Consider the following 18,340-nt stretch of genomic DNA (forward strand, 5'->3'; position numbering starts at 1 on the left):
TCAGATCGCTCAGGCATCGCCCGGCACATGTTCGGGACCGCGCCGCCGCCGGTTTTCGATGAAGGCCCAGACATGCGGCCCGACCAGGCCGATGAAGGCGAGCGTCAGCAGGGTCAGCGACAACGGATGCTTGTAGAACACCGACCAGTCGCCGTTCGAGATGGTCATCGCCCGGCGGAACTGGGTTTCGGCGAGCGGTCCCAGGATCATGCCGATGATGACGGGCGCGGTCGGAAAATCGAACCGCCGCATCAGGAAGCCCGCGGCGCCCAGGAGATAGAGGATGACGAGATCGATCGGCGACTGCGAGATGCCATAGGTGCCGACAGTGGCGAACACCAGGATCCCCGCATAAAGCTGCGGCGCCGGGATCTTCAGCAGCCGCACCCACAGGCCGATCAGCGGCAGGTTGAGGATGACCAGGATGACATTGGCGATGAACAGGCTGGCGATCAGGCCCCAGACAAGGTCGGCTTGTGTCGTCAGGAGCAACGGCCCCGGATTGATGCCGTAGCTCTGGAAGGCCGACAGCATGATCGCCGCCGTCGCCGAGGTCGGCAGCCCAAGCGTCAGCATCGGCACCAGCACGCCGGCGGCGGACGCGTTGTTGGCGGCTTCCGGCCCTGCAACACCTTCGATGGCGCCGACCGTACCGAACTCCTGCTTGTGCTTCGACAGTTTCTTTTCGATGGCATAGGACAGGAAGGTCGGGATCTCGGCGCCGCCGGCCGGCATGGCGCCGATTGGGAAGCCGATCGCCGCTCCCCGCAGCCAGGCCTTCCACGAGCGGCCCCATTCGGCCGCCGTCATGTAGAGCGAGCCTTTTAGCGGCACGATCTCGTCCTTGCCGGCATAGCGGCGCGAGGCCATGTAGAGCGTCTCGCCAACCGCGAACAGGCCGACGGCGGCGATGATGACGTCGACGCCGTCGAGCAACTCGGTCATGCCGAAGGTGAAGCGCGGCTGGCCCGTCTGCAGATCGACGCCGATCATCCCGATTACGAAGCCGGCAAACAGGCTGGTCAAGCCTCGCACCGACGACGACCCAAGCACAGCCGAAACAGTGATGAATGCCAGCACCATCAGCGAGAAATACTCCGCCGGGCCGAAGGCCAGCGCGAACTTGACCACGACCGGGGCCAGGAAGGCGACGCCGAGCGTGCCGAGTGTGCCGGCGACGAACGAGCCGATCGCCGAGGTGGCGAGTGCTGCGCCGCCGCGGCCGGAGCGGGCCATCTTGTTGCCTTCCAGCGCCGTCACGATGGTTGCGCTCTCGCCGGGCGTGTTGAGAAGGATCGACGTCGTCGAGCCGCCATACATGGCGCCGTAATAGATACCGGCGAACAGGATGAAGGACGCCTCCGGCGCCACCTGATAGGTGATCGGCAGGAGCAGCGCGATGGTCAGTGCTGGCCCAAGGCCAGGCAGCACGCCGATGGCGGTGCCAAGCGTCGTGCCGAGCAGGCACCACAAAAGATTGGTCGGGCTGAAAGCGACCGCGAAACCGTGTGCGAGATGGCCGAGCGTATCCATGGCGTCAGCCTCCCAGCGTGCTGGTGAACGCGTCGATCACCATGTTCAGCTGGTTCTCGACGATACCAGCGCCGATGTTGACGCCGAGCGCCTTGGCAAAGCCGAAATAAGCAGCCAGCGCCAGCACCAGGCCGGTGAGCACATCGCGCAGCGTATGCCTGCTGCCGAAGCCGTAGCAGACGAGAACGAACATGATGACCGACGCGGCGGTGAAACCGAGCGGCTGGATGAGCACAAGATTGGCCAGCAGACCGATGACGACGAAGCCCATCGCCTTCCAGTCGGTCGGCGTTTCCTTTTCCTCCTCCGGCTGCCAGCCGCCGCGAAGCGCGGCGAGGATGAGCAGCAGGGAAAGCACAACCAGGCCGACCATGGTCAGATAGGGAAAGACGGTCGGACCAACCTTGGAATAGAGCGGCGAGACCGGGATCGCCAGCGTCTGCCAGGCGACGGCCCCGGCGCAGGCCAGGAGGCCGACGCCGATCAACAATTCCGGTACGGCAAGTCGCGGCGGCACTGCCTGCTGGTCGGTGATGCTCATGAATGTCCTCCCCGCTATGGATGGCCACGATCTGGTGGCCAAAACAGCCGCTTCCAGCAGCCGGCTTCGTCGTACCTTCACGCTTCATGGCCGCATGCGATCGATGCGTCGAGAAAAGGAGGAGGCGGCACGAGCCGCCCCCTTGGGGAAATCAGGCGAGACCGAGATCCTTGAGGATGGCCTCGATGCGAGCCGAATCCTCAGTGACGAATTTCGCATAGTCGTCGCCGGTGAGCAGGATGGACGTCCAGTTGCGGTTCTTGCATTCGGTCGCCCATGCATCGCTCTTGGCCATGGCTTCGACCAGCGTGATCATCGCCGCCTTGTCGGCGTCGGAAATGCCGGGCGGCGCGAAGACGCCGCGCCAGTTGAACAGTTCCACATCGATACCGGCTTCCTTGAGCGTCGGCGCGTCGATGCCGTCCTGGCGCTTGTCGGCCGAAATGGCGAGCAGCCTGAGCGCGCCCGCCTTGACTTGCTCGGAGAACTCGCCGAAGCCGGAAATGCCGGCCGCCACCTGGTTGCCGAGCAATGCCGACAGAGCTTCGCCGCCGCCCGCGAACGGTACATAGGAGAGGCTGGGAGCCGGAACGCCGACCGTCTTGGCGATCAGGCCGAACAGGATGTGGTCGGACCCACCGGCCGAGCCGCCCGCGACAGGAACCTTCGTCGGATCGGCCTTGAGTGCCGCGACGAAATCGGCGGCCGTCTTGAACGGCGAGTCCGCCGGCACCACCAGCGCCTCGAACTCCCCGGTGAGACGGGCGATGGGCGTGACTTGGGTCAGGTTGTTGGCCGCCTTGTTGGCGATGATGGCGCCCACCATGACCATGCCCGCGACCATGAGCGCATTGCCTTTGCCGCTCCACTGATTGATGAACTGCGGCAGCCCTACCGTTCCGCCGGCACCACCGACATTGGTGATCTGCGAGCCGGAGATGAGCTTCTCGCCGCGCAGCACCTGATCCATCGTGCGCGCCGTCTGGTCCCAGCCGCCGCCGGGCGCCGCCGGCACGAAGATCTGGACTTGAGGCGCACCTTCGGCGAAGGCGGGTGAGAAATGCGATGCCACCAGCCCGGCCGCGCCAGCCGCCGCCGTACTCATCAAAAATCTGCGTCTGTTCAGCATGGGATTCCTCCAGATCACGACACCTCCTCCGGTGCCTGCCAAAACGCGCCTGTTCACAGACCCGTGATCAAGTTCAAGCAGATTTTACCTTGTTCCGTCAACAGGAACGACATTCTGCTGGACAGAACGGTCCGGTGGCGCGACAGAGTGGTTCCGCTCGGGCTTCACCGAATTGGGAACCGCAATGGACTTACCAGGCAACTCGGCTGATGCGGAAATCCGGCGCACCTCCGTCGAAGGTGTTGCGGCACTCGACCGGGCGATCGCCATCCTCGACGCCTTCAGCACGGCCGACCGCTCGCTAAGTCTTGCTGAAATCGCGATGCGCACCGGTCTTTACAAAAGCACGATCCTGCGGCTCGCCAATTCGCTGTTGCGCGGGCAACTGCTCGAGCGCCTGGACGATGGGCGCTATCGCGTCGGACCCGCCGCCTTTCGGCTGGGCGCGCTTTACCAGCGTTCGGTGGTGGCGGTGGACATCCTGTTGCCGATCATGCGCGATCTCTCCGAACGAAGTTGGGAGAGTGTTGCCTTCTACGTCCGCTCGGGAGACGTGCGCACCTGTCTTTACCGGGTCGAATCCAAGCATCCGATCCGCTACACGATACGCGAAGGCGACGTATTGCCTCTGCTGGCCGGCTCGGGCGGGCGCGTGCTGGCGGCCTTTTCGGGACAGCAGGGCGAACCCTACGAAACCATTCGCAAAACGTGCAATTGTCTCGCTGTGGGTGACCGCGACCCCGAAACGGCAGGCGTCTCGGCGCCGGTTTTCGGGCCGGGACACGCGCTGCTTGGCGCCTTGACGCTGGCTGGTCCAAGCACGCGCGTCGACGCTGCCTTCCTTGAGCGCATGAAGCGCCCGCTGCTCGAGGCGGCGGCCCGCGCCACTCGCGCCTTCGGCGAGGATGCCTCCATGCTGGAGCAGGCGAGCCTCGCGACGGCGGCTTTGCCCTAGCTCCCGCGGTGATGGCATCGGAAAGGCCTCCAACTTCCGCTCGCCGCCCCTGTAAGGAAGCTGCGCGCCCAAGGCCGGTTGCGGCAGGTCAAGGTGTGCAGCGGTTTTCCGTCCGGATTGCGCGTTTGTAGCGCCTGGCCGGGTGATTGTCGGCGCCCTCGCCTCGCCTGACACCCCTCAGGGCAGCCGCTCCAGCAGCATGGTCGGCGCATCATGGTAGAGGGTCTGCGTCAGCTCGATATAGCCGCACTTCCTAGCGACGTTCAGCGAAGCCGTATTTTCGGGATCGATGATGCAGACGGTTCTGGCACGTCCGAACGTCTCGTCGCCCCAGCCATGCACGCGGCTGACGATCTCCGTGGCAAGGCCGGCGCCGTGCGCGGCCGGTGCGAGCGCCCACCCCGCCTCGGGGATGCCTTCGATCGACGGCTCCATGTCGCGCCTCAGATCGTGGAACCCGGCCTCACCGATGAAACGGCCGGTCGCTTTCTCCTCGATGGCCCAGAAGCCGTAGCCAAGCAGCGACCACAGGCCGGCATGGCGCAGGAAGCGCATCCAGCTTTCCTCACGCGTGCGCGGCTTGCCGCCGATGAAACGGGTGACGACGGGGTCGGCCCACATGGCGGTATAGGCGTCGAAATCCTTCAGTTGGTGCACCCTTAGAATGGTTCGCTGGGTCTCGATGACCGGAACACCGTGCGGATTTTTCATGACGATATGCCTCGCTGATCTTCAGCGCTTAGCAAATCGCTGGTGCGGGGCAAGGGCCAGGGGGATGCGCGCCATCATCCAGGGAAGGCCTAGTAATCGAAGCAGAACTTCAGCCGTGCCAGACCATATTCATGTAGACACCACCACGCTCCAATTCATCCAGCATCTGGTCGAGCCGCTTTCGCCTGGTGTCCGGACGCTTGGCGCGGCCGATCCAGCCCAGATAGTCGTTCTTCTGATAGTGCGGCCGAGCCTAATCCCGGTGTTCGCGGCGGCGATGGCGCGCGGCTACGGCGCCTGATCGTCGGCGGCGACAGTTTCAAGCGGGGCGATCGGCACCAGGGGCGCCGGAATGCTGGTCGTCTTCACCTCTGCCTTGCAAATATCGGCAATGACGCAGGCCGGGCAATCCGGCTTGCGCGCCTTGCAGACATAGCGTCCGTGCAGGATCAGCCAGTGATGCGCATGGCGCATATATTCGTCCGGGATGATCTTCAACAACCCCTGCTCTACCTGTTCCGGCGTCTTGCCGGGCGCCAGGCCAAGCCGGTTGCCGATGCGCAAGATATGCGTGTCGACCGCCATCGTATGCTGGCCGAAGGCCATGTTGAGCACGACATTGGCGGTCTTGCGCCCGACACCGGGCAAATTGACCAGTTCATCGCGGTCATCCGGCACCTCGCCGCCATGGTCGCGGATCAGCGCCTGCGATAGGGCGATGACGTTCTTGGCCTTGTTGCGCCAGAGACCGATGGTCCTGATATGGTCGCCGACCTTGGTTTCACCGAGCGCCAGCATCTTTTGCGGCGTGTCCGCAACCTTGAACAGAGCCCGCGTTGCCTTGTTGACACCGGCATCGGTCGCTTGCGCCGAAAGCACCACCGCCACCAGCAGCGTGAAGGCATTGACGTGTTCGAGTTCGCCCCTCGGCTCCGGCCGCTGCACCGAAAAACGCCGGAAAATCTCATGCACTTCAGCCGGGCTGTAGCGGGACGAGCGCCGCGCCGGCCGAGGGCGCGGCTTGGCATTGGAGCCATCACGGCGTCCGGCCGGCAGCTCTTTTTCGGGCATGGAAGACTCATTGGACTTGGGACGCGCCATTTCCCTCCTATAATAGTCTGTCATGAGTGACACAAACGCCTCGTTTCAGGCTGACGAGCCCTTCTTTCATGCGTTGCTGACCCCGCACCGGTCGCTGGGCAGGACGGGCTTCCTGATCCTGATGGGCGCACTGATGGTCGGCTGGCTGGTGACGGGTGCGTTTTTCCTGTCGCGCGGTGCCTGGCCGGTGTTCGGCTTCTTCGGCCTCGACGTGGTGGCCGTCTACATCGCCTTCCGCGTCAATTACCGGGCTGCACGCGCCCGCGAGGAAGTGTCGGTCTCGCGCACCAGCCTCGACATTCGCAAGACGGCCCCCTCGGGAAAGTCGGAAGCGCATCGCTTTAATCCGTTCTGGGTACGGTTTTCGATCGCCCGGCACGCCGAGATCGGCATCATCAGAATGACCGTGGAGGCACAAGGCCAGAACGTGCCGATCGGCGGCTTCCTCGACCCCGATTCGCGCGAGAGCTTCGCCACCGCCTTCTCGCGCGCGCTGGCGACCGCCAAGGCGCGCTAAAAGCAATTCCAGAAAATTTCCTTAGGGAACGCCTTGCCGTAGAGCGTCATGAGCAAGGTCTCTTTTGACCCTGTCAGATGGACTTTTTCGCCAGCCATCAGCGGCTCCCTGGCTCGAATCCCGAGTCTATCTTGGCAAGTGCTGCAAGAAGGCAAGTTTCGGGTGGCGATCGGCGCCCCGAGGGGCGATATTCCAGCCCAAGGAGACAGTCCATGAGCACACACACGGCAGTCCTCAAGAGGGACATCACGCCTGAGGGCAGCGACTACGAAATCGTGCGCCGCGCCATCGAAAAGATCAGCCTCGACTATCGCGACCAGCCATCGCTGGAAGAACTGGCCGAGGAGGTCGGCGAGACGCCGACCGGCTTGCAAAAACTCTTCACCCGCTGGGCCGGCCTGTCGCCCAAGGCCTTCTTGCAGGCGGTGACGCTGGACCATGCGCGCAGGCTGCTCGATTCCGGCATGCCTCTGCTCGAAACCTCCTTCGAACTGGGCATGTCCGGCCCCGGCCGGCTGCACGACCTGTTCGTCACCCATGAGGCTATGTCACCGGGCGACTACAAGACGCGCGGCGCCGGCCTCACCATCCGCTACGGCTATCACACCTCCCCGTTCGGCACTGCCCTGATCATGGCCACCGACCGCGGGCTTGCCGGCCTCGCCTTCTGCGACGCAGGCGAGGAACGCACCGCTTTTGCCGATATGTCAGGCCGCTGGCCGAACGCGCTCTATATCGAGGACAGGGAAGCGACGGGGCCCTATGCCGCGCGCATCTTCGAGCCGACGCTGTGGCGCGCCGATCAGCCGCTTCATGTCGTCATGATCGGGACCGACTTCCAGGTCCGCGTCTGGGAGGCGCTGCTCCAGATTCCGATGGGCAAGGCCCGTACCTATTCCTCGATCGCGGCCAGCATCGGTGCGCCGAGCGCCAGCCGCGCGGTCGGCGCCGCCAACGGCGCCAACCCGCTCTCCTTCGTGGTGCCTTGCCACCGCGCCATCGGCAAATCAGGCGATCTCACCGGCTATCACTGGGGCCTGACCCGCAAGCGCGCCATCCTCGGCTGGGAGGCGGGGCAGATTTCGTCGTGAAATGTCGATTTTTTCTTCCTGCCCCGGAGAATATACTTATATTTGGAAATACGCAGTATTATTGCGCTTGGTTTTGAAACTTCTGGATACAACCGTGGACAACCGCCGGTTTCTTCACGAGCGTTATTTCGATATCTTATTTAAGTTTACGCTAAATTAACCACGATAAAGCGATGATGACCCATATTAATTCGGGCGATCCGACTTAATAGGAGAATCTCGATGAAGTTGTTCCGCACCGTGTTTGGTGCAGCCTTGCTGGTCACGTGCCTGGACCACGCGGCGATGGCCACAACGCAGAATGTCATCTTCAATGGCACGGTCACCGCGACCTGTACGCTTGTCGTCGGCACCAACGGCACCATGACGGTGAGCGCCGACCTTCAGTCGCTGAGCTCCCACAACAGCGGCGGTTCGGCTGGAACAGTCACGCTCACCACCACCGGAGGTGTTTCACTTAGCGTCGATCCGGTGACCCTCACCACCGTGCCCGCCGCCGACAGCACCGCCACCACCTGGACACCGACCTATTCGGCCAGCGGCGCCCACACGACCGCTGAAACGGGGGCCGCCACCGCCCTCGCTGTCCCCGGCGCCGACCTTGTCTCGGTCCATCTCGCTGGCACCAAGGGCGGCAGCAACCGCTTCGCCACCGGAAACTATCAGGCAACGGTAACACTGCGCTGCGAATAGCCGTCGCGAAGGAGGGGTCCTTGAAACATGCACGAATCCTGGCGGCGCTGGCCGTCGGCCTGCCGGCCCTTGCCGCCAACGCCCAGTCGATGTCGCCGATGCGGGGTGAGGTCAACAGTTTCACCGACGCCTTCGCGATCCGCGTGTTTCCCGCCAATCCCTACGGCCAGAAGATCAAGGTCGAAATCCACGTTTACGATCAGAATTTTCAGCCAGTGGATGCCAAGATCTCTCCGAGCGTTTTCCAACTGGGCTCGCAGGCTTCCCGTCCTGTCCTTGTGGTCGTGCCCTTCGGCGGCGCTGCCGAGCGTAAAGTGCGTATCTGTACCGAGAGCATCCCCTTTCCCAATCAACAGACGCAGATAAGGGCACAGATATGCGGAAAGTTTTTTGGGCACCGCAAGTCCTGACAGTCGCGTTTGCGGCAACCTGGGCAGGGATCTCGCCGGTTCTGGCCGAGGATGTCTACAACCTCAATCAGAATGAGAGCGGCTTCAACTTGCCCGGCGTGACCTTGCCCCAAGGGCAGGATGAGGTCCACGCTTCCGACGGAACCACCTGCCGGTCCGCCGTATCGGGCACCGGTGCCTATCTCGACCTGGGCGTCATCAGAGGCAACAATCAGGCGAACAACGACGTCGCCACCTACGGCCGCGTGGTGATTCCGATCGGGCGTACGCCGAAGCGCGTCGATTGCAGCCGCCTCTACGAGCTTGAGGTCGAGCGCCTGCAGCTGGAGCTGAAGCTCCTCAAGATGGGCCTGGGCGGTGACGGGCCGACCGCGAGCGTGGCCGCCAGCGCACCTACGCCCGTGGCCGCGTCACCCGGATGGGCCAACGAAGGCTGGAGCATCAGAACCGGAAGCGGCGATGGCAAGAAAAAGAAGAAGAAATAGCAGCGCGCTGCTCGCGATGGCCGCGCTCGCCGGCTGCTGCCTTCCGGCGCAGGCCGCGATCATCGGCACCTGCAGCATCATGGTCGGGGCATCGGGCACGATGACCGCAAATCCGGCCATCGGCATACTGGGCTCCAAGCAGGCAGGCGGATCAAGCGCCAGCGCCACCGTGGTGGCAAGTTCCCTGCTGTGCTCGCTGCTCAATTTGCTGGACTGCTATTCGGTTTCAGCATCGGCGCCTGCCGCATTCTCGTCCGCGCCGAGCGGCGGCGGCACCAACGTGACCTTCGCCTCGGTCTTCCGCCTCGATGGCTCGGGGGTCGACAATAATGGGGGCGTGCCGCAAAGGGTCGCCAATGGCACCCACGCCATGCAGATCGACCTCACCGCCACCAAGTCGAGCGGTATCTTTCCCGCCGGCAACTATCAGGGCATCGTCACTGTGCTTTGTGAATGACGCGGCAAATCACGCTGGACCATTCGCGTGGTCTGGCATCGAACGGCTTGGCAGGATAGCTTCCGCGCATCAGCAGGAGGCATTTCTTGATTATCGTAGTCGGTTCGATCAACCTCGACCTTATCGCCAGTGTCGACCGCTTGCCGAGCCCCGGTGAGACGGTGAGCGGTTCCAGCTTTACGACGGCCCCCGGCGGCAAGGGCGCCAACCAGGCACTCGCCGCCGCGCGTGCCGGCGCTCAGGTGCGCATGGTCGGCGCCGTTGGCAAGGACAATTTCGCCCCCGAGGCACTGGCTTTGCTGCGCGAGGCCAAGGTCGACCTGTCGGGCGTGGGAGAGACCTTTGCCTCGACCGGCACGGCGCTGATCATGGTCGGCGATGACGGCGAAAACATTATCGCCGTGGTGCCCGGCGCCAACGCTTCCGTGGTGCCCGGCGACCTCTCCAAGGCTTTTCTGACAAAGGGCGACGTCGTGCTGCTGCAGCACGAGATTCCGCTCGCGACGGTCGATGCGGCCCTCGACCAGGCAAGGGTGGCCGGCGCGATCACTGTCCTCAACACGGCCCCTTTCCATGGCGGGGCAGCCGCCTTCCTCGGCAAGGCCGACTATGCGGTCGCGAACGAAACCGAATTCGACCTCTATGGCGAAGCCCTTGCCCTGAAAGGCCGCGATCGTGCAGCGCGCATGCGCGACTATGCCAGCAAGACTGGACGCATCATCGTCGTCACGCTCGGCGGCGACGGCGTGATGGCGGCAACGCCAGGCGAATTCCTGACCCTCCCTGCTTTGCAGATCACGCCGGTCGACACGGTCGGGGCCGGCGACACTTTCTGCGGCTATTTCGCCGCCGGCCTGTCGTCGGGCCTCACGCTCGAACAGGCATTGGCGCGTGCCGGCGCCGCCGGCTCGCTGGCTTGCCTTAAGCCCGGCGCCCAACCGGCGATCCCACTGGCCAAGGATGTCGACCAGGCGCTGCAAGAGGCCGGTTGAAATGATGCGTCCCCGCACGAAGCATGCCGTACCGGCGGCCAGCGACATCTGCCGCCTGTCGGCTGTCGAACTTGCAGACGCGATCCGCCGAAAGAAGCTCTCCGTGCGCGAGGTGGTGACGGCGTTCCTCGATCGCATCGATGCGGTCAACCCGCTGGTCAACGCCATCGTCTCGTTGCGCGACCGTGCCGACATACTGCGCGAGGCCGATGCCGCCGATATCAGCCGGACCGATGGCACCGGCGCGCTCTTTGGCCTACCCATCGCCATCAAGGACCTTGCCTCGACCACCGGCCTCAGGACCTCGTTCGGCTCGCCGATCTTCGCCGATTTCGTGCCGCGGGAAGACGATTTCTTCGTCGAACGCATCCGCGACGCCGGCGCCATCATCATCGGCAAGACCAACGTTCCCGAATTCGGGCTCGGCTCCAACACCTACAACAATGTTTTCGGGCCGACGCTGAACGCTTTCGATCCGGCGCTGACCGCGGGCGGCTCAAGCGGCGGAGCGGCGGTGGCGCTGGCGCTGGACATGGTGCCCGTCGCCGATGGCAGCGACTTCGGCGGCTCGCTGCGCAACCCGGCGGCCTGGAACAATGTCTACGGTTTCCGGCCGTCACAGGGGCTCGTGCCCAGCGGTCCCGACTTCGAGGTCTTCCACGCGCAGATGGGCGTCGAGGGGCCGATGGGCCGCAACGTCGCCGACATGGCGCTCTTGCTCGACGTGCAGGCCGGCTACCATCCGCAGGCGCCTCTCTCCTATGAGAAGCAAGGCTCCTTCCTCGAAGGCCTGGCGACGGCGGCGACCGGTGGCCGTATCGCCTGGCTCGGCGATCTCGGCGGCCATCTGCCGATCGAGCCCGGCATCCTCGACTTATGCGAGGCAGCACTCGCACGGTTCACGGATGTATCTTTCCTGACCGAGCCCTTGCGACCGGATTTCGATTTCGAGGCACTCTGGCAGGCCTTCGTGACGCTGCGCCAGGCCAGCAGCGGCTGCGCCCTGAAAGTACACTATGACGACCCCGCCAGGCGTGGCCTGCTGAAGCCGGAAGCCGTATGGGAAGTGGAAAACGCGATGCGGCTGACGGCGCCGCAGATACGCGGGGCCTCGGTCGTCCGAACCTCCTGGTACCGCACGCTGCTGTCGATCTTCGACCGCTTCGACCTCATCGCGCTGCCGACCGCGCTGGTCTTTCCGTTCGATGTCGGCACCCATTGGCCGCGCGAGGTCGGGGGGCGGGCAATGGACAGCTATCATCGCTGGATGCAGGTTTCGGCCTTCGCCACCCTGGGCGGTTGCCCGGCGGTCAATGTTCCCGTCGGCTTCGACGACAGGGGCCGGCCGATGGGCATGCAGCTGGTCGGCAGGCCACGCGGCGACCTCGCCGTGCTGAAGGCCGCGGCTGCCTATGAGACGACGCTGCCCTGGCCCGCCGGAGCCTGAGCCAGACCGGCGCGCCGGCTTGCGTCGTCCTCGCCGTCATGCATTGATTGTTGCATGCTAGGCCGCGATAGCGGCATTGCGAGGAAAAATCATGTCGTTGGAACTCTACGCCGCCTATGTCCTTGCCTGCATCGTCATCATACTGGTGCCGGGACCGACGGTGACGCTGATCATCGCCAACAGCATCCGCCACGGCACTCGCGCCGGTCTCGCTAATGTCGCCGGCACGCAAGCCGGCCTAGCAGTCATGATCGTCATCGTCGGCATCGGCCTCAACACGCTGATTTCGGGCATGGGCCACTGGTTCGAGTGGGTCAGGCTGATCGGCGCGGCCTACCTGATCTGGATGGGCGTGCAGATGTTCCGCTCGAAGGGCACGCTGAACGCCGACGGAACCGCCCGCAAACCACGCGGCGGCTTCTTCCTGCAGGGCTTGGCCGTGGCGCTGAGCAATCCAAAGACGCTGATCTTCTTCGGCGCCTTCTTTCCGCAGTTCATCTCTCCCGCCGGCAACTACCCACTGCAGATCGTCATCATGGGCCTGACCGCCATGATCTTCGCCGCCATGTCGGACTCGACCTATGCGCTCGCCGCCGGCCGCGCCGGGCGCATGCTGTCAGCCAGCCGCATCAAGCTCCTGTCGCGGATCAGCGGCAGCTTCATGGTCGGCGGCGGCCTGTGGCTGGCGTTTTCGAAGGCAAAGTAACGGCGAAAGCGCCTTCTCCATAAATTTTTGCGGAGACATATTGAAGAATTGTACGCTGCTGCACAACTCTTCACTATGCGCAAATCAAACGTTTCCTTTCGGGATCGCTTGCTTATTTGGCAATACGAGTACAGCGACGCAGTGATCGGCACCGCTTTCTTTTGCGCCTTTGCGCTGATGAAATCCATTGCGGTTGTAGGGCTCCAGGCCAATCCGGTCGTCACCACTCAACGCGTGATGGCCGTGGTAGAATACATCAGAGTGAAACCTGTCAGCCCGTATGCCATGGTAGGTCACAATCTATACTACACCTACGACGTGCGCCTTGATGACGGCAACACGCGGATTTCGATCGACGACGACGTCGAGCGACCGCATCTTGTTGGCTCACTCGTTCCTATTGAACGTCAACACCACAAGCGCGGCGTCGACACCTATCGATTGCTCAATGGGTGACAACGCGCGCCGGTGACACCGCGCGCTTGTCGGCGATTCCAAACGTCAGTTAAGCCGCCCCAGCCTTTCCACCAGCAGCGCGAAAAACCCATCATGGTCGATGTCGCGCATCACCATGGCGTTCTTTTCCCTGGAGGTGACCCCCCACCAGTCGACCACGGTCATGCCCATGGTCAGTTCGGAGGCGGTTTCCACGGTGACGTTGCAATGGCGGCCTTTGAACAGGTCGGGCTTCAGGAGATAGGCGATGACGCAGGGGTCGTGCAGCGGCCCTCCATCCGTGCCGTATTTGCCTTCGTCATAGCGCTCGAAGAATTCCAACATCTCGGCGGCGGCGATGCCGACCTTGGTGCCGAGCTTGCGGAACGCCTCGATGCGCTTGGACGTGGTCAGCGCCTTGTGGGTGACATCGAGCGGCATCATCACGATCGGGATGCCGGACCGGAAGACGACGTCGGCGGCATGCGGATCGACATAGATGTTGAATTCGGCCGTGGGCGTGACGTTGCCGCCCTCGAAGAAGCCACCGCCCATCAGCACGATTTCCTTGATGCGCGGCGCAATCCGGGGCTCTCGGATCAGCGCCAGCGCAACATTGGTGAGCGGTCCGAGCGGGCAGAGCGTGATGGTGCCGCTCTCTTCCTTCATCAGCGTCTCGACGATGAAATCGACGGCATACTGGTCCTGCAGCTTCATTGTCGGTTCGGGCAAATCCGGTCCGTTCAAGCCGGTCTTGCCATGGACCTCCTCGGCCGTGACCAGTTCGCGCGCCAACGGACGGATGGCGCCGGCGTAGACCTTGATTTCGGGCCGGCCGGCCAGTTCGCAGATCTTGCGGGCGTTCTTTTCGGTGAGCTTCAGCGGCACGTTGCCGGCGACGGCCGATATGCCGGCGATCTCCAGTTCAGGACTGCCAAGCGCCAGCAGAATGGCGATGGCGTCGTCCTGGCCGGGATCGGTGTCGATGATGATCTTGCGTGGTTGGGGCATTTCAATTCCTTGTTTGGCTGGCCATCAGCTCACCGGGCCGGTCCTGCGCCCGAAAGACGCCAACCGGCTGCAAAGCTGCTGAACCGCTTGACGGGGGACGGTTCCGGCCTGCGCGCTTCTCCTTGCATCCGCGCGTCGATTCAAGCGCCATGTCGATTATTCCTGTGAGTCCACGATGATCCTGGGCTATTTCCGTGGGTCCGCGACATGGTCTCCTTGGGCGGGTCTTTTGGTGGCTTGAACTTGGTCGCGGGGCGGACCATATCAAGACCATCGGGAAAAATGCCATTTGGGTTTTTCCAGTTTATGTCGCTCTTGAGAGGACAGTGTAACATGAGCCGAATGACGCCTTTCTCCAGCCCGCTTCTCCTGGGTTTCGACGCCATGGAAAAGACCCTGGAGCGTCTGGCGAAGTCCGGTGACAGCTACCCTCCCTACAACATCGAGCGCCTGAGCGGTGCCGACGGCAAGGCCGAAAGGCTGCGCATTACACTCGCCGTCGCCGGGTTCGCCGAAAGCGATCTCGATGTGACAACGGAGGAAAACCAGTTGGTCGTGCGCGGTCGCCAGACCGACGATACCGAGCGCGAATTCCTTCATCGCGGCATTGCCGCACGCCAGTTCCAGCGCTGCTTCGTGCTGGCCGACGGCATGCGTGTGATCGCGGCGGAGCTGAAGAACGGCCTTTTGTCGATCGACCTTGATCGGCCGGAGTCGGAACGGCTGGTACGGAAAATAAACATATCGGTGAAAGACTGATCTTCACCGATGGCTCTCATGCGGGATGGCCTTGAGCGGCGTCCTCGCGCCAAGGAGGCTTGAAATGACCAGAACTGACGAAACCATCACCATGACCAGCGGCGAATTCGCCCATCTCGGCGAAGGCTCTGTCGCCTATCTGCGCAAGGTCTCGAGCGACGAACTGCTCGGCCGCTTCCCCAACATCGGTGAAATCGCTCCCGGCATGGAGCTGTGGGCCCTGTTTGGGGCCAATGGCCAGCCGATCCTGCTTTCCGACGCGCGTGACCGCGCGCTGGCCGGCGCCATGGAAAACGACCTGACCACCGTCGCCATTCATTAAAGACAATTGGTTGGCTGAACTGAAAAGGGCCGCTCATGGCGGCCCTTGGTACAATATTTAAAAAGATGGCTTCAGGCCGCGTGCGAGGCCTGCGTATCCGACAAAAGCGCGTGGATCGCCGCGGCGTCGCGCGTGCCCCTGACCTTGGCCACGGTGTCGGCGTCGCGCAGCACGCGCGCGATGCGCGACAGTGCCTTGAGATGATCGGCACCCGCCCCTTCGGGCGCCAGCAGCAGGAACACCAGATCGACCGGCTGGTCATCCAGCGATTCGAAATCGACCGGCGTCTCCAGCCGGGCGAAAACGCCGGCGATGCGCTTCACGCCGGCGAGCTTGCCGTGCGGGATGGCGATGCCGTTGCCGACGCCGGTCGAGCCCAGGCGCTCGCGCTGCAGGATGGTGTCGAACACCTCCCGTTCCGGAATGCCCGAAATCGTCGCTGCCCGCTCGGACAGCAATTGCAGTAGCTGCTTCTTGGAGTTCGCCTTCAACGCCGGCAAAATCGCCGGAACGCTGATAAGATCGCTCAGATCCATGCTTGAAAATCCTTGTTCGCCTGCCGCGCCAGTCCCCACCCCTCGTGCGGCTGGCTTTTATCCCTGTGCGACTTTGGTCGTGGACGGATCGATCCAGCCGATGTTTCCGTCGGGCCGGCGATAGACGATGTTGAGATGGTCGGTTCCGGCATTGCGGAAAACAAGCACGGGACTGTCCTTGGTATCGAGTTCGATGACCGCCGAGGCCACCGACATGGTCTTCAGCGTCATGGTCGATTCGGCGACGATGGCCGGTGCGAAATCCTCCGGGATTTCCTCATCGTCATCGGCAAGCGGTGCCATCACCGTGTAAGCGATGTCGGTCAACTCGCCGTTGCCATTGCCTGAATTGTGCGATTTCAGACGGCGCTTGTATCGCCGAAGCCGGGTCTCCAGCCGATCGGCCGCGGCCTCGAAGGCGAGTGTCGGGTCCTGGGCATCGCCGGTGGCCTGCAGCGAGGCGCCGGAATCCAGCCGGATCATGCAATCCGCGGAATAGCGCGAGCCCGATTTGATGACGGTGACATGCCCCGCGAAGCCGCGATCGAAATATTTGCCGATCGCTTCACCGACACGATCGTTGATGCGTGTACGGAACGCATCGCCGATATCCATGTGCTTTCCCGAAATGCGCAGATTCATCTGAAAACTGACCTTCCTTGCTCAGGCTTCAAACTGGCCCGAGTTTATACTCGTGATCCGTGCGCACAAGCTTTGCGGCGTCACTCGCGCCGATTTAAATCCGAACTTTCCGGTTGATCACAAGCCGCCTTCTTGACCGTCCCGGGTCATTGTCGTGACGGACCATCCGCTAGCGGGCATCGAGCCCGTCTCATGCGGGCGGGCTTCTAGCCACTTCACCGTGGCTTGTCAATGAAACTTGAAAGCTGTGGAAATCGTGAACGCCTAGCGGCCGGCGCTGGCGAGCGCCCGTTTCTCGCGCCGGCGCTGTACCGAGGAGGGAATATTCATGCCTTCCCGGTACTTGGCGACCGTGCGCCGGGCGATATCGACGCCGCTTTCCCTGAGCATGTCGACAATAGCATCGTCCGACAGCACATCGACGGGCTTCTCCTCGTCGATCATTTGCTTGATGCGATCACGCACCGCTTCCGAGGAATGCGCATCGCCACCACCCGATGCCGCGATCGAGGCCGTGAAGAAATAGCGCAGCTCGAACACGCCGCGCGGGGTGAGCATGTATTTGTTGGCGGTCACCCGGCTGACCGTCGATTCGTGCATGCCGATGGCGTCTGCCACCGTGCGCAGGTTGAGTGGCTTCAGCTGGCGCACGCCATGGACCAGGAAGGCGTCCTGCTGGCGCACGATTTCCGAGGCCACTTTGAGGATCGTCTTGGCCCGCTGGTCGAGGCTCCGTGTCAGCCAGTTGGCGTTCTGCAGGCACTCGGCCAGGAAATCCTTTTCCGCCTGGTTCTTCGCGTGCGGCGACACCTGGGCGAAATAGATGTGGTCGACGAGCACGCGCGGCAGCGTTTCGGCATTGAGTTCGACGGTCCAGCTGCCGTCATTGGCCGCCCGCACCTCGACATCGGCGACGATCGCATCGCTGGCGCCGCCAGAAAACGCCATGCCCGGCCGCGGGTCGAGCGCCCGGATTTCGGCCAGCATGTCCAGCAAATCCTCCTCGTCGACGCCGCAGAGCCGCTTCAGCGTCTGGAAATCGCGGCGCGCCAGCAGTTCGAGATTGGCGACCAGGGCCTTCATGGCCGGATCGAGACGGTCACGCACGGCAAGCTGCAGCGAAAGGCATTCCGCGAGGTCGCGGGCAAACAGGCCGGCCGGCTCGAAGGTCTGGCACACGGCCAGCACCTTGCCCACCGCCACCTCGTCGGTGCCAAGCCGCGTGGCGATCTCCGCCAGATCGGCCCTGACATAGCCGGTCTCGTCGAGCCCATCGGCAAGTTCTCCGGCGATCAGCCGCGCGACGGGATCGATGAAGGCGAGCGCGACCTGCTCGCCGACATGGTCGCGCAGCGTGATCCCGCTCGCAGCCATGTCGCCGGCGTCGAGCCCCTCGGACGAGGAGCCTCCACTGCCCGAAGCCGATTTCCATTGCGCCGTCAGGTCGGGGCCCAATCGCTCGCTGGTGCCGGGATCGTCGGGAAACAGGTTTTCCAGGGACGTATCGAGCTTTTCCGAGATGGCCTCGGCACTCCATCCCACCTCGTTCTCGAACCAGTCACCATCGGCGGCCGCTTGCGGCTCTACGTCGAGCTTCTGCGCCTGGTCGCTCGCGGCATCATCCTGCGGCTCGGCGCGCTCCAGAAGCGGGTTGCGCTCGATCTCCTCGTCGATGAAGTGCTCTAACTCGGTATGGGTGAACTGCAGCAGCCGAATCGACTGCATCAGCTGCGGCGTCATCACCAGCGACTGCGACTGTCGGAGCTGTAGTTTGGCCGCCAATGCCATGGTTCGGTTTCAAACGCCTCCTCTACGCGTCCCCAACTTCCGGAAATCAATTTCACGGCCGGCCATAGAAACTGGCCCG

Annotated in this window: 23 protein-coding genes; 13 read left to right on the forward strand and 10 right to left on the reverse strand. The window is 63.3% G+C overall.

The window, feature by feature from the left end; genetic code table 11:
* Nucleotides 1-9: 9 nt before the first annotated feature.
* From LB516_RS22590 to LB516_RS22600, 3 genes are all read right to left on the reverse strand, one after another.
* Nucleotides 10-1,533: a tripartite tricarboxylate transporter permease gene (locus tag LB516_RS22590; RefSeq protein ID WP_015315738.1), complete on the reverse strand. Its 1,524-nt coding sequence runs from the start codon at nt 1,531-1,533 to the stop codon at nt 10-12.
* A gap of 4 nt (nt 1,534-1,537) precedes the next feature.
* Nucleotides 1,538-2,074: a tripartite tricarboxylate transporter TctB family protein gene (locus tag LB516_RS22595; RefSeq protein WP_224720397.1), complete on the reverse strand. Its 537-nt coding sequence runs from the start codon at nt 2,072-2,074 to the stop codon at nt 1,538-1,540.
* A gap of 151 nt (nt 2,075-2,225) precedes the next feature.
* Nucleotides 2,226-3,203, reverse strand: coding sequence for a Bug family tripartite tricarboxylate transporter substrate binding protein (locus LB516_RS22600; protein ID WP_015315736.1), 978 nt, complete (start codon nt 3,201-3,203; stop codon nt 2,226-2,228).
* Nucleotides 3,204-3,387: 184 nt separating this feature from the next.
* Here LB516_RS22600 and LB516_RS22605 point away from each other — a divergent pair, with 184 nt between their 5' ends.
* On the forward strand, nt 3,388-4,158 hold the full coding sequence (locus LB516_RS22605; RefSeq protein ID WP_140618848.1) for an IclR family transcriptional regulator: 771 nt from the start codon (nt 3,388-3,390) through the stop codon (nt 4,156-4,158).
* 177 nt (nt 4,159-4,335) lie between these two features.
* Here LB516_RS22605 and LB516_RS22610 read toward each other — a convergent pair whose 3' ends face one another.
* The 3 genes from LB516_RS22610 to nth all read right to left on the reverse strand — a co-directional run bounded on the left by LB516_RS22610 (nt 4,336) and on the right by nth (nt 5,970).
* Nucleotides 4,336-4,869 (reverse strand): GNAT family N-acetyltransferase, encoded by a 534-nt coding sequence (locus LB516_RS22610; RefSeq protein ID WP_224720398.1) that lies wholly within the window; start codon nt 4,867-4,869, stop codon nt 4,336-4,338.
* A 109-nt stretch (nt 4,870-4,978) separates the two neighbouring features.
* Nucleotides 4,979-5,092, reverse strand: coding sequence for a YdeI/OmpD-associated family protein (locus tag LB516_RS29175; RefSeq protein ID WP_224529124.1), 114 nt, complete (start codon nt 5,090-5,092; stop codon nt 4,979-4,981).
* Between the two features lie 65 nt (nt 5,093-5,157).
* Nucleotides 5,158-5,970 (reverse strand): endonuclease III, encoded by an 813-nt coding sequence (gene nth, locus LB516_RS22620; protein WP_140721181.1) that lies wholly within the window; start codon nt 5,968-5,970, stop codon nt 5,158-5,160.
* Nucleotides 5,971-5,992: 22 nt separating this feature from the next.
* Between nth and LB516_RS22625 the strand changes: the two genes are divergently transcribed.
* From LB516_RS22625 to LB516_RS22670, 10 genes are all read left to right on the forward strand, one after another.
* Nucleotides 5,993-6,487, forward strand: a complete 495-nt coding sequence (locus LB516_RS22625; protein ID WP_224720399.1) for a DUF2244 domain-containing protein — start codon at nt 5,993-5,995, stop codon at nt 6,485-6,487.
* Between the two features lie 212 nt (nt 6,488-6,699).
* A complete protein-coding gene (locus LB516_RS22630; protein WP_224720400.1) occupies nt 6,700-7,578 on the forward strand; it encodes a methylated-DNA--[protein]-cysteine S-methyltransferase in 879 nt (292 codons plus the stop codon).
* Between the two features lie 222 nt (nt 7,579-7,800).
* Nucleotides 7,801-8,271 carry a hypothetical protein gene (locus tag LB516_RS22635; RefSeq protein ID WP_015315729.1) on the forward strand — a complete coding sequence of 157 codons (471 nt, stop codon included), beginning with the start codon at nt 7,801-7,803 and terminating at the stop codon, nt 8,269-8,271.
* Nucleotides 8,272-8,291: 20 nt separating this feature from the next.
* Nucleotides 8,292-8,681, forward strand: coding sequence for a hypothetical protein (locus LB516_RS22640; RefSeq protein WP_224720401.1), 390 nt, complete (start codon nt 8,292-8,294; stop codon nt 8,679-8,681).
* On the forward strand, nt 8,648-9,166 hold the full coding sequence (locus LB516_RS22645; protein ID WP_015315727.1) for a hypothetical protein: 519 nt from the start codon (nt 8,648-8,650) through the stop codon (nt 9,164-9,166). The genes LB516_RS22640 and LB516_RS22645 overlap by 34 nt, the downstream gene beginning before the upstream one ends.
* Entirely contained in the window at nt 9,141-9,623 is a 483-nt protein-coding gene (locus tag LB516_RS22650; protein ID WP_140713223.1) for a hypothetical protein, read from the forward strand. Before LB516_RS22645 ends, LB516_RS22650 begins: the two co-directional genes overlap by 26 nt.
* An 86-nt stretch (nt 9,624-9,709) precedes the next feature.
* Nucleotides 9,710-10,615, forward strand: coding sequence for a ribokinase (locus LB516_RS22655; protein WP_140721175.1), 906 nt, complete (start codon nt 9,710-9,712; stop codon nt 10,613-10,615).
* 1 nt (nt 10,616) lies between these two features.
* Entirely contained in the window at nt 10,617-12,062 is a 1,446-nt protein-coding gene (locus LB516_RS22660) for an amidase (RefSeq protein WP_224720402.1), read from the forward strand.
* Nucleotides 12,063-12,153: 91 nt separating this feature from the next.
* Entirely contained in the window at nt 12,154-12,768 is a 615-nt protein-coding gene (locus tag LB516_RS22665) for a LysE family translocator (RefSeq protein WP_140661711.1), read from the forward strand.
* 48 nt (nt 12,769-12,816) lie between these two features.
* Nucleotides 12,817-13,224: a hypothetical protein gene (locus LB516_RS22670; RefSeq protein ID WP_181173958.1), complete on the forward strand. Its 408-nt coding sequence runs from the start codon at nt 12,817-12,819 to the stop codon at nt 13,222-13,224.
* Between the two features lie 45 nt (nt 13,225-13,269).
* On the opposite strand, the gene LB516_RS22675 is transcribed toward LB516_RS22670, so the two are convergent.
* Nucleotides 13,270-14,214: a nucleoside hydrolase gene (locus tag LB516_RS22675; RefSeq protein ID WP_015315722.1), complete on the reverse strand. Its 945-nt coding sequence runs from the start codon at nt 14,212-14,214 to the stop codon at nt 13,270-13,272.
* A gap of 333 nt (nt 14,215-14,547) precedes the next feature.
* Between LB516_RS22675 and LB516_RS22680 the strand changes: the two genes are divergently transcribed.
* Both LB516_RS22680 and LB516_RS22685 read left to right on the forward strand, forming a co-directional pair.
* On the forward strand, nt 14,548-14,973 hold the full coding sequence (locus LB516_RS22680; protein ID WP_013893014.1) for an Hsp20 family protein: 426 nt from the start codon (nt 14,548-14,550) through the stop codon (nt 14,971-14,973).
* A 64-nt stretch (nt 14,974-15,037) separates the two neighbouring features.
* Entirely contained in the window at nt 15,038-15,295 is a 258-nt protein-coding gene (locus LB516_RS22685) for a DUF1150 family protein (protein WP_015315721.1), read from the forward strand.
* A 71-nt stretch (nt 15,296-15,366) separates the two neighbouring features.
* Here LB516_RS22685 and ptsN read toward each other — a convergent pair whose 3' ends face one another.
* The 3 genes from ptsN to rpoN all read right to left on the reverse strand — a co-directional run bounded on the left by ptsN (nt 15,367) and on the right by rpoN (nt 18,261).
* Complete coding sequence (gene ptsN, locus LB516_RS22690) at nt 15,367-15,831, reverse strand: PTS IIA-like nitrogen regulatory protein PtsN (RefSeq protein ID WP_015315720.1); 465 nt, start codon at nt 15,829-15,831, stop codon at nt 15,367-15,369.
* A 57-nt stretch (nt 15,832-15,888) separates the two neighbouring features.
* Nucleotides 15,889-16,473 (reverse strand): ribosome hibernation-promoting factor, HPF/YfiA family, encoded by a 585-nt coding sequence (gene hpf / locus LB516_RS22695; protein WP_015315719.1) that lies wholly within the window; start codon nt 16,471-16,473, stop codon nt 15,889-15,891.
* A 264-nt stretch (nt 16,474-16,737) separates the two neighbouring features.
* Complete coding sequence (gene rpoN, locus LB516_RS22700) at nt 16,738-18,261, reverse strand: RNA polymerase factor sigma-54 (protein ID WP_140721166.1); 1,524 nt, start codon at nt 18,259-18,261, stop codon at nt 16,738-16,740.
* Between the last annotated feature and the right edge of the window lie 79 nt (nt 18,262-18,340).

The sequence above is a fragment of the Mesorhizobium sp. CO1-1-7 genome (assembly GCF_020164885.1).
GTDB lineage: Bacteria > Pseudomonadota > Alphaproteobacteria > Rhizobiales > Rhizobiaceae > Mesorhizobium > Mesorhizobium australicum.

Coding starts and splice junctions, on each gene's coding strand:
- LB516_RS22590 (WP_015315738.1), bottom strand. CDS start 1,533: ATGGATACGCTCGGCCATCTCGCACACGGTTTCGCGGTCGCTTTCAGC.
- LB516_RS22595 (WP_224720397.1), bottom strand. CDS start 2,074: ATGAGCATCACCGACCAGCAGGCAGTGCCGCCGCGACTTGCCGTACCG.
- LB516_RS22600 (WP_015315736.1), bottom strand. CDS start 3,203: ATGCTGAACAGACGCAGATTTTTGATGAGTACGGCGGCGGCTGGCGCG.
- LB516_RS22605 (WP_140618848.1), top strand. CDS start 3,388: ATGGACTTACCAGGCAACTCGGCTGATGCGGAAATCCGGCGCACCTCC.
- LB516_RS22610 (WP_224720398.1), bottom strand. CDS start 4,869: ATGAAAAATCCGCACGGTGTTCCGGTCATCGAGACCCAGCGAACCATT.
- nth (WP_140721181.1), bottom strand. CDS start 5,970: ATGGCGCGTCCCAAGTCCAATGAGTCTTCCATGCCCGAAAAAGAGCTG.
- LB516_RS22625 (WP_224720399.1), top strand. CDS start 5,993: ATGAGTGACACAAACGCCTCGTTTCAGGCTGACGAGCCCTTCTTTCAT.
- LB516_RS22630 (WP_224720400.1), top strand. CDS start 6,700: ATGAGCACACACACGGCAGTCCTCAAGAGGGACATCACGCCTGAGGGC.
- LB516_RS22635 (WP_015315729.1), top strand. CDS start 7,801: ATGAAGTTGTTCCGCACCGTGTTTGGTGCAGCCTTGCTGGTCACGTGC.
- LB516_RS22645 (WP_015315727.1), top strand. CDS start 8,648: ATGCGGAAAGTTTTTTGGGCACCGCAAGTCCTGACAGTCGCGTTTGCG.
- LB516_RS22650 (WP_140713223.1), top strand. CDS start 9,141: ATGGCAAGAAAAAGAAGAAGAAATAGCAGCGCGCTGCTCGCGATGGCC.
- LB516_RS22660 (WP_224720402.1), top strand. CDS start 10,617: ATGATGCGTCCCCGCACGAAGCATGCCGTACCGGCGGCCAGCGACATC.
- LB516_RS22665 (WP_140661711.1), top strand. CDS start 12,154: ATGTCGTTGGAACTCTACGCCGCCTATGTCCTTGCCTGCATCGTCATC.
- LB516_RS22675 (WP_015315722.1), bottom strand. CDS start 14,214: ATGCCCCAACCACGCAAGATCATCATCGACACCGATCCCGGCCAGGAC.
- LB516_RS22680 (WP_013893014.1), top strand. CDS start 14,548: ATGAGCCGAATGACGCCTTTCTCCAGCCCGCTTCTCCTGGGTTTCGAC.
- LB516_RS22685 (WP_015315721.1), top strand. CDS start 15,038: ATGACCAGAACTGACGAAACCATCACCATGACCAGCGGCGAATTCGCC.
- ptsN (WP_015315720.1), bottom strand. CDS start 15,831: ATGGATCTGAGCGATCTTATCAGCGTTCCGGCGATTTTGCCGGCGTTG.
- hpf (WP_015315719.1), bottom strand. CDS start 16,473: ATGAATCTGCGCATTTCGGGAAAGCACATGGATATCGGCGATGCGTTC.
- rpoN (WP_140721166.1), bottom strand. CDS start 18,261: ATGGCATTGGCGGCCAAACTACAGCTCCGACAGTCGCAGTCGCTGGTG.